This is a genomic window from Candidatus Margulisiibacteriota bacterium, assembly GCA_028706105.1.
Classification (GTDB): Bacteria; Margulisbacteria; Riflemargulisbacteria; order GWF2-35-9; family DYQY01; genus DYQY01.
In genome coordinates this window covers 1-14,791 of sequence record JAQWCF010000011.1, presented here as the reverse complement: position 1 = coordinate 14,791, position 14,791 = coordinate 1, and the positions used below count along the sequence as shown (strand labels likewise).

Sequence of the window (14,791 nt, the reverse complement as noted above, 5' to 3'; positions counted from 1 at the left end):
CCTTTTATTGTTTACCTTTTGATTTTGCAATAATACCTTCTGCAGTGTTCTTCGGTACTTCTTCGTACGCAGAAAACTGCATAGTGTAGTCACCTCTACCTTGAGTTTTACTTCTCAATGTAGTAGCGTAACCAAACATTTCAGCTAAAGGCACTTTAGCCTTAACTTTTGAATTTCCTCCAACTTGAGGTTCCATACCTTCAATCCTACCTCTTCTTGAGTTAAGATCTCCAATTACATCACCCATATTGTCTTCTGGACAAACAACCTCAACATCCATGATAGGCTCAAGAATAATTGGGTTAGCTGCTGCCATCCCTTCCTTTAAGCACATAGAAGCTGCAATCTTAAACGCCATTTCAGATGAATCTACCTCATGGAATGATCCATCATACAATGTAGCTTTAATATCTACAATCGGATATCCTGCAAGCACACCATTATTTAAGGCTTCTTTTAATCCTTTTTCTACGGCAGGAATATACTCTCTTGGTATAGTTCCACCTTTGATTTGATCAACAAATTCAAACCCCTTACCTTTTTCAGAAGGTGCAAACTTGATATAAACATGACCATATTGACCTCTGCCACCAGACTGTCTAATAAACTTAGATTCTTGATCTGCTTCACCTTTAATGGTTTCTCTATATGCTACTTGTGGTTTACCAACATTAGCGTCAACTTTGAATTCTCTTAAGAGTCTATCAACAATAACCTCCAAATGAAGCTCGCCCATACCAGAAATAATCGTTTGCCCAGTTTCATGGTCAACATGAACTCTGAATGTTGGATCTTCTTCAGCTAACTTAGCTAAAGCAGTAGATAATTTTTCTTGATCTGCTTTTGTTTTAGGTTCAATAGCAACATCAATAACTGGTTCAGGAAATGTCATAGATTCAAGAATGATATTACTCTTACCCTCTTCACACAACGTATCCCCTGTTACCGTAAACTTTAAACCAACCGCGGCTGCAATATCACCTGTTGATATTTCATCCATTTCTTCTCTTGTGTTTGCATGCATAAGTAATAAACGACCAACTCTTTCTTTTTTATCTTTCGTTGTGTTCATTGCATATGAGCCTGATTTTAATTTACCAGAATATACTCTAATATAAGTTATTTTTCCAACGAATGGGTCTGTTGCAATTTTAAATGCTAATGCAGAAAAAGGCTCTGAGTCAGAAGCTTTTCTTTCAATTTCTTCTCCAGTATTGACATCCATTGCTTTAACCGCAGGAACATCTAAAGGGGACGGCAAATAGTCAAGCACTGCATCGAGTAAAAGCTGAACACCTTTATTTTTAAAAGCTGTTCCACAAAAAGCTGGAATAATCATGCAATCCAAAACACCTTTTCTGATGCCTTTTTTAATCTCATCCAAAGAAAGATCACCTTCTTCAAAATACTTTTCCATTAATACATCATCAAATTCAGCTGCTTTTTCAACTAATTTTTCATAATATTTATCAACAGTGTCTTTCAGTTCTACTGGAACATCAATCACGTCATACTTTTGACCCTGATCATCAGTGTCCCAAAGATATGCTTTCTTTGTTGCTACATCAATAATTCCCTTAAATCCATCTTCTTTACCTATAGGAATTTGCATAACAACTGGATGTCCACCATCAAGTTTCTTTTCGATTTCACCAATAACTTTAAAATAATCTGCTCCAACTCTATCCATTTTATTAACAAAAGCAATTCTTGGAACATGATACTTTGTGGCTTGTCTCCAGACTGTTTCTGATTGTGGCTGAACCCCACCTACTGCACAAAAAACAGAAACCACACCATCCAGTACTCTCAACGATCTCTCTACCTCAACAGTAAAGTCAACGTGGCCTGGAGTATCAATAATGTTAATTCTATTATCTTTCCAAAAACATGTAGTAGCAGCAGAAGTAATAGTGATGCCTCTTTCTTGCTCTTGAACCATCCAGTCCATAGTAGCTGCCCCATCATGTACTTCACCTAATTTATAATTCTTACCAGTATAATAAAGTATCCGCTCAGTAACTGTAGTTTTACCTGCATCAATATGAGCAGCGATACCAATATTTCTTAATTTGTCTAAAGTTACTTTCTTTGCCACTTAATTCTCCTTAAATTAATACCTAAAATGAGCAAAAGCTTTATTAGCTTCAGCCATTCTATGAACATCATCTTTTTTCTTAACTGCTGCGCCATTGCCTTCTGCCGCATCCATCAGTTCTCTGGATAATTTCTCAACCATTGATTTACCACTTCTTTCATTAGCATATTTTGCTAACCAACGAAAAGCTAAGGAAGTTGCTCTCTTTTTTCTAACTTCCATAGGAACTTGATATGTTGCTCCGCCCACTCTTCTGCTTTTAACTTCCATTAAAGGGGTAGAATTTTTAACTGCTTCATTAAATATTTTAAAAGGGTCTTCCTTTTTAACTTCTGCTATTTTATCTAAAGCTTTATAAAAAATACCACGAACAGTTTCTTTCTTACCATCTAACATTAATCTATTTATGAATTTTGTTACCAAAACACTATTATAACGAACGTCTGGCTCTACTCTTCTTTCTACGCTTCCTCTTCTTCTGGACATCTTCTATTTCTCCTATTTACTTCTAGCTTTTTTTAGCTCTTTTTGTGCCATACTTTGATCTGCCTCTTTTTCTATTAGCAACACCAGTAGCATCTAAGTTTCCTCTAACAATATGATATCTAACACCAGGAAGATCTTTAACTCTACCTCCACGTACTAAGACGACAGAGTGTTCTTGAAGATTATGCCCTTCTCCTGGAATATAGGCAGTAACTTCATGCCCATTAGTTAATCTTAATCTTGCGACTTTTCTTAAGGCAGAATTAGGTTTCTTTGGCGTAGCCGTGTATACCCTAGTACAAACTCCTCTTCGTTGAGGACATTCCTGTAAAGCTGGAACATTATTCTTAGCTTTTTTATTCTTTCTACCTTTTTTAATTAACTGATTTACGGTCGGCATTACTGCTCCTTTTTCTTACTATTTTTTGACAACGCCTGGTATTCTAACTTAAGCTAACAGGCTTTGTCAACTAAAAAAACCCATTAAACTTTATCTATATTTCCAGTTCTAAAACTTCATCCTTTTTAGGCTCGAGAGTGGACTGAAGGCTTACAGGGATGGACGCATAAAAACCCGTTCCTGCAGGTATTAACTTACCAATAATGACGTTCTCTTTAAGACCATACATTTCGTCAACCTTGCCCTTTATAGCAGCCTCTGTCAAAACTTTCGCTGTTTCTTGGAAAGAAGCAGCAGAAATAAACGATTCTGTATTAAGCGAGGCTTTAGTGATACCTAACAAAACTCTTTCGCCTAAAGCAATCTCTTTTCCTTTTTCTATCAGTTCGGTATTCTCAGCCCTAAACTGATTAATATCTACAAGCTCACCAGGAAGCATAGTAGAGTCTCCCATAGAGACAATTTTAACCTTCTTAGTCATTTGTCTAAGAATTACTTCTATGTGCTTATCGTTAATGGTAACTCCTTGTCCACGATAAACCTTTTGTACTTCTTCTAATAAATATTCTTGCACAGACTGAACACCTAAAACTTCTAAAATATCATGCGGGGATACAACACCTTCTGTTATTAAAGAACCCTTGATGATTTTATCTCCAGCTTGAACAATTATTCGACTATCTAAAGGTATTTTATAATCAACTTGTTCATTCTCGTTGATTACAGACACAACCTTTTGAGCATCTTTTGTGTTTATCTCAACTAATCCAGCGATTGAAGAAATAATTGCTTTGTTCTTAGAAGTTCTAGACTCGAATAAAGCTTCAACTTTTGGAAGACCAGCAACAATATCTTTTGCCTTTGTCCCAAAGTTAATTCTCTTTTCTTTCCTTAACAATTCACCGTTCGCAATTTTTTCACCATTTTTTCTAAATATAATTGAGCCAGTTTCAATAACATATGTTTTTGCTGGGACGACTTCAACGCTTCCGGCAGAAACCTTGTAAACAACTCCTGGAAAATCTGCTTTATTCTTAGTAGAAATAGTAGCTCCTGCATCTAAGTATTGACCTACAACTACTTTTACTTTATCACTTTCAGAAATTCCATAAACCTTTGATTTAGAGATATCTAATACATAAATCTCACCATTTGTTTTTGCTACATAGTTAAGAGTCTTTCCTTCAACAATATTTTCAATTGTTTCCAAAGATTTAGAATAGATTACTTCACCAGAAGCAGTAACTTTCAAATAATTAAGAGTAGGATCGTGTGAAAAAATAATTTCGCCTTTTTTAATTGTCGTCTTATTCTTTACCAGTAACTCAAATCCTTCTGAAGCACTGATGACTTGTTCTTGCCCATTACTACCCGCAACTTTAATAGTACCAGCTCCAGTTACTACTGTTATTTTGTCTCCATACTCATCTAAAATATCTTGGGTTGCAAGTTTATCTAAAAAGCTCACTTTCCCATCTAGCTCTGCAGCAACTTCTAGCTTTGCTGCTCTTGAAAGGTCGACCCCTCCTGTGTGGAAAGTTCTCATAGTTAGCTGTGTACCTGGCTCACCAATAGACTGAGCTGCAATAATACCAACAGCTTCACCAAGATTGATTAACTGACGGCTACTTAAGTCTTCACCATAACATTTTTGACATAGCCCTCTTTTTGCTTCACAAGTAATAACAGAACGAACCTGTACTTCTTTAATACCAAGTTTGCCGATTACTTTGGATATTTTAGGACTTATTGTTTCATCAATATCAATAACAACCTTACCAGTCTCTGGATCAACTATTTTATCTAGACACACTCTACCAATTAATCTTTCTTCTAAAGAAATAACTTCGCCATAACCTTCTTTAATAGCAGTTATTCTCACGCTATTTGTTGTGCGACAATCTTCTTCTGTAATTAAAATATCTTGTCCAATATCAACTAAACGTCTAGTTAAATAACCAGAGTCAGCAGTACGTAACGCTATATCTACAAGACCTTTTCTAGCCCCATATGTAGAAATAAAATATTCAGTCGAAGTTAAACCTTCTCTAAAATTTGTTAAAATTGGAATATCTACAGTATCTCCGGTTGCATCAGACATAAGTCCTCTCATCCCAGCCAACTGTTTAACTTGATCGATACTTCCTCGAGCACCTGAACTTGCCATCATATAAACACTGTTTAATTCATCAAAAGAATTTTTCATGGCATTAGTTACTTTTTCAACTGTTGTTCTCCATACTTCTAATTCTCTTAACCTTCGTTCTTGGTTGCTAATAATTCCGCGTTCTTTAAGGCTTTCCATTCTGTCTACTTCTACAAATGCTTTAGCAATAATCTCTTTTTTCTCTGGAAAAACAATAAGATCAGAAAGAGCAATTGAAACCCCAGCCTTTGTAGCATAAGCAAAACCTAAGTCTTTTAGCTTGTCTGCCAATCTTGCTGTCGCCCTATTACCATAATTATCATGCCATTCTGAAATTAAATTAGCTAATTGTTTTTTTCCATTAACTTCATTAATAAAATCTTGTTCTGGAAGATTATCAGAAAGCAACGATTCACTGATAGAGGCATTAAAAACTACCCTACCAACTGTTGTGTCAAGAACTTCATTTTTATGTTTAACTTGAATTCTAGTGTGCAAGGTAACAGCGCCCATGCCAAATGCTTTTATAACTGCATCAAAATCACTATAAATTCTTGGTTTAACTTTCATCATTTCTTTGTCAGCAATGGTTAAATAATAAATACCCAAAACCATATCCTGAGAAGGAGTAATAACAGATCGTCCGTTTGCTGGTGCAAGTACATTATTGTTCGCTAGCATTAATAATCTTGCTTCTGTTTTTGCTTCAACAGTCAAAGGAATATGTATTGCCATTTGGTCGCCGTCAAAGTCAGCGTTAAATGCTGTACAAACCAAAGGATGTAATTGAAGTGCTTTACCTTCAACTAAGACAGGTTCAAACGCTTGAATCCCAAGTCTATGTAATGTAGGTGCTCTATTAAGAAGAACTGGATAACCATCAATAATTTCTTCTAAAACGTCCCAAATTTCAATATCTTTTCTATCAATTTTTCTTTTGGCGCTCTTAACATTCTGAACAAAACCTTTTTCCACCAGTTTTCTAATTACAAATGGTTTAAAAAGCTCTAACGCCATCATTTTCGGAAGTCCACATTGGTGAATCTTCAGTTTTGGACCAACAACAATTACCGAACGACCAGAATAATCGACACGTTTACCAAGTAAATTCTGACGAAAACGACCATTCTTTCCTTGAATAATGTCACTTAAGGACTTTAATGGTCTACCATTACCGCCAGTAACAATTCTTCCTCTTCTACCATTATTAAGAAGAACATCCACTGCTTCTTGTAGCATTCTCATTTCATTTTTAACAATCATATTGGGAGCGCCAATATCTAATAATCTTTTCAAACGATTATTTCTGTTAATGACTCTTCTATATAAATCATTAAGGTCAGAAGTAGCAAATCTTCCACCTTCTAACTGCACCATCGGCCTTAAATCTGGTGGCATTATTGGAATAGCATCCATTATCATCCACTCTGGCTTATTCCCTGAAGTTAAAAATGAATCCACTACTCTATATCGTTTAGTAAGTTTTAATCTTTTTTGATTAGTTGAATCTTTAATGTCTTCTTTTAACTCAACAATTAGCTTTTTAAGGTCAAGTTTCTTTAATAAGGTTTTGATAGCCTTTGCACCAATATCAGCCTTAAACTTATCACCATACTTTTCTCGAAGCTCATAATATTGTTGCTCTGATATACGTTGTTTAATCTCTAGTATTGCTTCTAATTCTGGAGCAACTTCTGTAATAATATAGCTATCATAATAAACAACTTCTTCTAATGCTTTTACAGTCATATCAAGAAGAACTCCCATAAATGATGGAACTCCCTTGAGATACCAGATGTGAGTTACTGGTGACGCTAATTCAATATGCCCCATTCTTTCTCTTCTGACTTTGGAATGTGTTACTTCAACTCCGCATCTTTCACAAACAATACCTCTATATCTAACTCTTCGATACTTACCACAAGAACATTCCCAGTCCTTAACTGGTCCAAAAATTCTTTCACAGAACAAACCGTTTCTCTCAGGTCTGAATGTTCTGTAGTTAATCGTTTCTGGCTTTGTTACTTCTCCGTGAGACCATAATCTGATCCTTTCGGCAGAAGCAAGCGTTATCTTTAATTTCTTAAATTCATCATAGTTTCTAATTAACATATCTACTACACGTCTCCTTCTTTATGGTCTATAATCTTTCGATTTCTTCATTGTCTTCATTCAACAATTTAAGGTCAAGCGCAATACTTCTTAACTCTCTAACAAGTACTTTGAATGATTCAGGAACGCCAAGTCGCTGAATCGTCTTTCCTTTAATAATCGACTCATAAGCTTTTGCTCTTCCGGTTACATCGTCAGATTTAATAGTCAACATTTCTTGTAATACATGTGCTGCACCATAAGCTTCTAATGCCCAAACTTCCATCTCTCCAAATCTCTGTCCACCGAACTGAGCTTTACCACCCAATGGCTGTTGAGTTACTAATGAGTATGGACCAGTTGATCTAGCGTGAATCTTGTCGTCAACTTGATGGATTAACTTTAACATATACATATATCCACAAAATACAGGTCTTTCAAAAGGAAGTCCTGTTCTTCCATCTCTCAAATTAACTTTTCCGTCTACATCTAACCATTCAAATCCTTTTTCCAGCTTAGCTTTTTCTATTTCACTAGCAATCGCATGTAAAGAATTCTCTTCTTCTAAAACTTCATCAAATGGGTTAACTTCATAATGCTTATTCAAAGCATGTGAAGCATTACCTAATAATGTTTCATATATTTGACCAACGTTCATACGAGAAGGAACTCCAAGTGGGTTCAAAATCATATCAAGAGCTGTTCCATCTGGTAGCATTGGCATATCTTCAATAGGTAATATCTTAGAGATAACCCCTTTATTACCATGTCTTCCTGCCACCTTGTCACCAATTTGAACTTTTCTCAAATGACCAATATATATTCTAACAATCTTCAAAATTCCTGGTGGTAAATTATCTTTATTTTCTTTGGAAAATTCTTTTATTTTAATAATTTTTCCATATTCTCCAGGAGGAACTCTCAAGGATGTATCCTTCATGTCTCTAGCTTTTTCGCCGAAAATAGCTCTTAAAAGTTTTTCTTCTGCAGGCGGTTCAGACTCACCTTTAGGTGTTACCTTGCCTACCAAAATATCTCCCGGTTTAACTTCAGCGCCGACTCTAATGATACCGTCTTCATTTAATTGACTCAGCAAATCTTCTGAAACATTGGCTACTTCTCTTGTCAGTTCTTCATTACCAAGTTTCGTTGTTCTAACTTCAACTTCAAACTTACTAATATGAACCGTAGTAAACATATCATCTATTACTAATTTTTCACTTATAACAACAGAGTCTTCAAAGTTTAGCCCTTCCCAAGGCATAAAAGCTATTAGTAAATTTTTACCCAAGGACAGCTCGCCCTCCTTAGTAGATGCTCCGTCAGCAAGCACATCGCCTTCTTTAATTTTTTGGCCCATAGAAACAAGTGGTCTTTGATTAACCCAAGTGTTCTGGTTGCTTTTTTGAAACTTCAACAAATTGTAAACTCTTTCATTGTTGCCTTTTTCTTTCACAACAATTTTATTGGCATCAACATATGTTACGTCTCCGTCAGCCTCAGCTAAACAAAGAGAACCAGCATATTTAGCAATATCAAACTCCAAACCAGTCCCTACATATGGTCTGTCTGGCTTTACAAGTGGAGTCGCTTGACGTTGCATGTTAGAACCCATCAAGGCTCTGTTCGCATCGTTATGCTCAAGAAATGGAATCAATGATGTTGATATACCAAACATTTGTCTTGGTGAAATACCAATATAATTTACTTCCTCTTTTTTTGAGTAAACGAATTCTTTTCTATATCTAACAGGAACTCTGTCTTCTACAATTAAACCGTCTTTTGATTGAATATCGTAAGGAGCAATTCTGTAATAGTCTTCGATATCAGCAGTTAAATAAACTACATCTTTAGAAATCTTACCATTAGTTACTTTTAAATATGGTGTTTCAATAAATCCAAACTTATTTGTCTTCGCAAATAATGCTAAAGGACCAATAAGCCCAGCGTTCTGACCTTCAGGAGTTTCAACCACACAAATTCTTCCATAATGCGAAGGATGAATGTCTCTTACTTCAAACCCAGCTCTTTCTTTAGTCAAACCACCAGGTCCTAAAGCAGATAATCTTCTTCTATGAGTTAACTCTGCTAGTGGGTTTGTTTGATCCATAAACTGTGACAACTGTGATGTACCAAAAAACTCTCTCATAACAGCCATTAATGGTCTAATATTAATAAGTTTTTGTGGAACAATTTGATCAGGCTCATTAACGGTCATTTGCTCATTAATAAGTCTTTCTAGTCTAGCTAGACCAACTCTTAACTGTTTTTGCATCAATTCACCAGCACATCTTACTCTTCTGTTGCCTAAGTGGTCGATATCATCTGTTAAGCCTTCGCCTGTCATTAATTTGCCAATTTCGTTAACTACTGCAAAAATATCTTCATTAGTTAAAAGAACTTGATTTTCATCTACTTTAAGACTCAATCTGTTGTTCATTTTATAACGTCCGACTTTGCCTAAATCAAAAGTCTTGCTATTAAAAAACAAGCCTTTCATTAAGTTATGAGCAGCATCTTTATTAAAAGGATCTCCTGGCTTAAGTCTATAATAAACTTCCCTTAAAGAATCTTCTAAACCGTGAACTCCGCTTTTTTCAATCGTTTGTTTAATAAGCTCTTTTTCTTTAATACTTTTTATCATTTCTTTTTCTTCGATACCTAAGGCACCAAGAAAAACATTTAAAGGCAACTTTCTTACTTTATTAATATGCACATATAAATTACCTTGCTTATCAGTTTCAACTTCTAACCAAGCACCTCTATTGGGAATAACCGTAGCATGAAAAGTAACAAATCCTTGTTTATCTTTCTTTTCTTTAAAATAAACACCTGGCGAACGAACAAACTGGCTTACGATGACTCTTTCAGCTCCATTAATTAAAAAAGTCCCTTTTTTTGTCATCACAGGAATATTTCCCATATATACTTCTTGTTCTTTTACTTCTCCTGTTTCTTTATCAAGCAACCTTACTTTGCACCTTAGGGGAGCAGAGTAAGTTAATTCTCTTTCTTTACATTCTTCAACATCAAAATCCGGTTCATCTAGCTTATATTGATCTAGAAATTCAAGTTCTAATCTATTACCAAATCCTTTGATAGGAGAAATAGCTGCTAATTCTTCCTTAATACCATTTTTTACAAAATCTTCAAACGAATCAATTTGTAAACTAATCAGATTTGGAACTTTTATTTTATCTTCTACTTTTGAGTTATATAAATTTTCTCTTGGAGCAATTGTTTTCGTAGCCACTAATAAATCACCTCTTATATAAAATTAATTGAGGAGAAAGTTTCCTTTCCCCTCAACTTCTGCCAATACATTAAAATGCTACTTTATTTCTACTTTTCCACCTTCAGCTTCAATTTTAGCTTTGATTTCTTCAGCTTCAGCTTTTGTAACGCCTTCTTTAATTGACTTTGGACATGTATCTACAACTTCTTTTGCTTCTTTCAATCCTAGTCCTGTAATTTCTCTAACTACTTTAAGTACAGCGATCTTCTTATCGCCTGCAGATGCCAAAACGACAGAGACCTCATCAGTTACTGCTTCTTGAGCAACATCTCCACCAGCAACTGCAGCAGCAGCTACAGCAACAGGAGCAGCAGCAGTTACGCCAAACTTTTCTTCTAGTGCTTTCACTAAATGTGAAAGGTCTAGAACAGACATCTTTTCTACAGTATCTAATACTGTTTGTGCTTCTTTACTTAATACTATTTCCATCTCTATACTCACCTCCTTTTTATTTTAAATTCAAGCTGTTTTCTTATCCTTGATCGCATCCAATATGTAAACTATATTTCTAAGGTTACCTTGTAATGCACCAACAAATCCTGTAACTGGACTGTTGAGCAACATAAGTAGCTTTGCGATAAGAACTTCTTTTGATGGCAATGCTGATAAAGAAACCATTTCCTTACCATTAATAATCTTGGACTCTAAGAGGCCACCTTTAAGTATCATACTGTCATTCTTCTTAGCAAAATCAACAAGTACCTTTGCAGGTGCAACTGGATCTTTTTCAGAAAAAATTATTGCAGTTTGTCCTGTCAGAACATCTTTAATTTGAGAATATACCTCTGGGTACATCTTTTGTAATGCTAACAAAACTAAAGTATTTTTTAATACTTTCATCTCGGAATTACTTTCTCTAAGTTGATTACGAAGTGCAGAAATCTTGCTTACGGTAAGACCTTTATAATCCACCATATAAACATATTGATTTTCAGAGAATGTTTTTTTGATACCTTGTAAAGCATCCTTATTCTTTTGGTTTACCACTATTTATCTCCTCCTCTTCTCCCAAACCGTGGAATAAAGAGACACTTTAATTTTCGTTTAAAGTACTTTTCATCCTCGGTAGGGTTATTTTTAAGCATTACGCCCCTACTGTCTTCGGCTAAAAATTTAGGCTATTGTCGAAGAATCAATATCTATACCAGGACTCATTGTCGCAGCTAGATAGGTTCCTTTCAAATAAACTCCTTTTGCAGAAGCTGGTTTTGCCTTTAATAAAACATCGTATATTGCTACGATATTTTCTTTTAACTTTTGATTATCAAAAGCTTTCTTGCCAACTGGCATATGAACTATTCCATATTTGTCAGCACGGTATTCTACCTTACCTTTTCTAAATTCTTCAATAGCTTTCTTGATGTCGAAAGTTATAGTTCCAGTTTTTGGCGAAGGCATTAATCCTCTTTTACCTAAAACCTTACCTAGTTGACCAACATCTTTCATCATATCTGGAGTAGTTAATAATATATCAAAATCAACCCATCCTGCTTTAATTTTATCAACCATGTCTTCACTGCCAACTTCATCAGCACCAGCTTTTTCAGCTTCTGTTACTTTTTCGCCTTTAGCAATTACAACAATTTTAATTTTCTTACCAATACCATGTGGAAGAATCAATGTTCCTCTCACCTGTTGGTCACTTTGTCTAACGTCCACGCCCAACTTAACAGTAAACTCAACGGTTTCATCAAATTTTGCTGATTCCATCTTTTTTAAACAATCAATTCCTTCATCTAAGGTATAGAGAGGCTTCTCTCTTAGTGCTACATTTTGGTTATATATTTTTGAATACTTTTTCATTATGTTCCTCCATCTACTCCGTTACCGTAATGCCCATACTACGGGCTGATCCCATTACTACTTTCATAGCAACATCAATTGTATTTGCATTCAAATCTTTTAGTTTTATCTGAGCAATTTCTTTTATTTGTTCCATTGAAATAGACCCAACTTTATTCTTATTTGGTTCAGCAGAACCTTTTTGAATTTTTGCATACTTTTTAAGTAAATCTGAAACTGGAGGTGTCTTTAATATAAAATCAAAACTCCTATCTTCAAATACAGTAATTATTACTGGTATTACTTGTCCAGCCATATCCTTTGTTCTGTCATTGTATGCCTTACAGAACTCCATAATGTTAACACCTTGTTGTCCTAATGCTGGACCAATAGGTGGAGCAGGATTGGCCTTACCTGCCTGAATTTGTAACTTGATATATCCTTTAATTTTCTTTGCCACTGCCAAACCCTCCGTACAATATTATTCTGCTGCTTTTTCTATCTGATCAAACCCAATTTCAACAGGGGTTTCTCTACCGAAGATGAGAATTGTTGATTTGATTTTTCCTTTTTCTGCATTAATTTCTTTAACTGGACCATTATATCCTCTAAATGGACCAGAAATAATCTTGACCATATCGCCGACTTCAAAATCGACTTGGAATTTCTGAACCTTAACGCCTACTTGTCTTAATACCTTAAGCATTTCTTCATCTCTTACAGGCGCTGGTGCAGTAGCATCACCCATAAATTTTGATAAACCAGGCACTCTCTTCATTACATACCATAATTCAGAATCAAAAGTCATTCTGACAAAAATATATCCAGGATACATTTTCCTAATCTTTTCTATTTTTTTATTATTCTTTACTTCCACAACTTCTTCTTCAGGTATTAATATTTCAAAAACCTTGTCAGTAAGCTTAAGTGTTTGAATTCTGTTCTCTAAACTGTTTTTTACTTTATGCTCATAATTAGAGTAAGTTTGGATGATATACCAATCTCCTTGCTCTTTCTCTTCTTGTTTCTCTACTGTTTCAGTTTCTTCTTCTGTTTCTTCAACAGTCTCTAAAACTTCTTCTATTATTTCTACTTCTTTTCCTTCTTCTGTCATTTCCATATCCTTAATTATATTAATCTTCCTAAAAGTTTAAAAATAAACGCTATCAATGAGTCCACTATAAAGACATATCCAAGAACGATTAATACTATCACAAAAACGACGGCTACCAAAGACAATACTTTGTTTTTTGTTGGCCAAGTAACTTTGCTAAGTTCTTGTCTAGTATCTTGTAAATATCCTATCATCTTCATAATTTTATTATCATCCTGGCAGGCCAGGTAGGATTCGAACCTACAACCTACGGTTTTGGAGACCGCCGCTCTACCAATTGGAGCTACTAGCCTATTTGATCTCCTTATGTATTGTGTGAGCTTTGTCCCATTTACAATACTTCTTAAGCTCCAATTTCTCTGTAGTATTTTTCTTATTTTTATTGGTGGCGTAATTTCTTCTTTTGCATTCTGTGCATTCTAATGTAACAAGTACTCTCAACGTATTCTCCTTTGATATATATTTATAAAATCAACAGTTGGTCAATTTATCATGGTTGAAAGGCAGTGTCAAACAATATTTTCCTAGAAATCCTCTAGTTTATCTAAAAATATTGCTTGAGCTAAAAAAGTGATAGGAAGTGTAAGAATAAATCCTATATAAAAAAACATTAAACCCAACAAATTTAATATTAAAAAAATTAAATAAAAAACAAAAACTGCTAAAATATCTTTTTTTACAACAAGAAAATTTTGTTTAAAACTATTAATTGGTCCCATTTGATATTTCACCATAAAAAAGTTAATAAACGAGAAAAACAAAAGAAAAATAAAAACAACAATAAATAACCAAGCCAATGCAAACAAATCAGGGAGTCCAGTATTAACAGCAAAAAACATAAAAAATCTATGAAGAAGATAAAATACAATTATTGAAAATAAATATAATACAAAAAAATTAAAAATGAGGTTCCATTGACTAAAAAGATCCTTAATTGTGATTTCTTCTGATTGACTCAATTTAACAACAATTTTCGTAATTCCGAGAAAAAACAAGCAAAAGAAAAAAAGGTTTAATAATGAAGTAATTAAACCAATCAATAAACTATTAATAGCTAGATTGCTTAGATATGTAAGTAATTCTAAAAATAAATAAACGCCACCAAAAATACCAATTAAAAAAACAATATTTTTTTTAACTATTTGCCAACTTTGAAAATAAATATTAAATATTTTAGATAACACTTTGTCCCCTCTAAAAAAACAGTTTACCAAAAATATTGTTTTGTGGCAAAAGATTCGCGAATGAACGGTGTCAACGCAAAGTAGAAATGTCACCCTTTCTCCAAAGTAGAAATGTCCCTTTTATTAAAATCAAGCAAGTTGTTTTTTCATTAACATAAGTTTATATGAGCGTTGTTTGTATGGGTGAGAATTGGG

Annotated in this window: 13 protein-coding genes, 1 tRNA gene and 1 other annotated feature; all 14 genes read right to left on the bottom strand. The window is 34.4% G+C overall.

Annotation, left to right across the window (positions count from 1 at the left end):
- Positions 1-4 precede the first annotated feature (4 nt).
- The 14 genes from fusA to PHF25_01915 all read right to left on the bottom strand — a co-directional run bounded on the left by fusA (position 5) and on the right by PHF25_01915 (position 14,596).
- Entirely contained in the window at positions 5-2,098 is a 2,094-nt protein-coding gene (fusA, locus tag PHF25_01980) for an elongation factor G (GenBank protein ID MDD4526788.1), read from the bottom strand.
- 15 nt (positions 2,099-2,113) lie between these two features.
- Positions 2,114-2,584 (bottom strand): 30S ribosomal protein S7, encoded by a 471-nt coding sequence (gene rpsG / locus PHF25_01975; GenBank protein MDD4526787.1) that lies wholly within the window; start codon positions 2,582-2,584, stop codon positions 2,114-2,116.
- A gap of 22 nt (positions 2,585-2,606) precedes the next feature.
- A complete protein-coding gene (gene rpsL / locus PHF25_01970; GenBank protein ID MDD4526786.1) occupies positions 2,607-2,984 on the bottom strand; it encodes a 30S ribosomal protein S12 in 378 nt (125 codons plus the stop codon).
- A gap of 94 nt (positions 2,985-3,078) precedes the next feature.
- On the bottom strand, positions 3,079-7,242 hold the full coding sequence (rpoC, locus tag PHF25_01965; protein MDD4526785.1) for a DNA-directed RNA polymerase subunit beta': 4,164 nt from the start codon (positions 7,240-7,242) through the stop codon (positions 3,079-3,081).
- Between the two features lie 28 nt (positions 7,243-7,270).
- Entirely contained in the window at positions 7,271-10,474 is a 3,204-nt protein-coding gene (locus PHF25_01960; GenBank protein MDD4526784.1) for a DNA-directed RNA polymerase subunit beta, read from the bottom strand.
- 78 nt (positions 10,475-10,552) lie between these two features.
- Positions 10,553-10,945: a 50S ribosomal protein L7/L12 gene (gene rplL, locus PHF25_01955; GenBank protein MDD4526783.1), complete on the bottom strand. Its 393-nt coding sequence runs from the start codon at positions 10,943-10,945 to the stop codon at positions 10,553-10,555.
- Positions 10,946-10,975: 30 nt separating this feature from the next.
- Positions 10,976-11,503 (bottom strand): 50S ribosomal protein L10, encoded by a 528-nt coding sequence (gene rplJ / locus PHF25_01950; GenBank protein MDD4526782.1) that lies wholly within the window; start codon positions 11,501-11,503, stop codon positions 10,976-10,978.
- A gap of 25 nt (positions 11,504-11,528) precedes the next feature.
- Positions 11,529-11,639, bottom strand: a sequence feature (ribosomal protein L10 leader region).
- Entirely contained in the window at positions 11,630-12,319 is a 690-nt protein-coding gene (rplA, locus tag PHF25_01945; GenBank protein MDD4526781.1) for a 50S ribosomal protein L1, read from the bottom strand. Its footprint overlaps the feature before it by 10 nt.
- 13 nt (positions 12,320-12,332) lie before the next feature.
- Entirely contained in the window at positions 12,333-12,758 is a 426-nt protein-coding gene (rplK, locus tag PHF25_01940; GenBank protein ID MDD4526780.1) for a 50S ribosomal protein L11, read from the bottom strand.
- 21 nt (positions 12,759-12,779) lie between these two features.
- Positions 12,780-13,418 carry a transcription termination/antitermination protein NusG gene (gene nusG / locus PHF25_01935; protein MDD4526779.1) on the bottom strand — a complete coding sequence of 213 codons (639 nt, stop codon included), beginning with the start codon at positions 13,416-13,418 and terminating at the stop codon, positions 12,780-12,782.
- A gap of 8 nt (positions 13,419-13,426) precedes the next feature.
- A complete protein-coding gene (gene secE, locus PHF25_01930) occupies positions 13,427-13,612 on the bottom strand; it encodes a preprotein translocase subunit SecE (protein MDD4526778.1) in 186 nt (61 codons plus the stop codon).
- A gap of 16 nt (positions 13,613-13,628) precedes the next feature.
- Positions 13,629-13,705, bottom strand: a tRNA-Trp gene (locus tag PHF25_01925).
- Positions 13,704-13,853, bottom strand: a complete 150-nt coding sequence (rpmG, locus tag PHF25_01920; protein MDD4526777.1) for a 50S ribosomal protein L33 — start codon at positions 13,851-13,853, stop codon at positions 13,704-13,706. Before rpmG ends, PHF25_01925 begins: the two co-directional genes overlap by 2 nt.
- A gap of 83 nt (positions 13,854-13,936) precedes the next feature.
- Positions 13,937-14,596, bottom strand: coding sequence for a hypothetical protein (locus PHF25_01915; GenBank protein ID MDD4526776.1), 660 nt, complete (start codon positions 14,594-14,596; stop codon positions 13,937-13,939).
- Between the last annotated feature and the right edge of the window lie 195 nt (positions 14,597-14,791).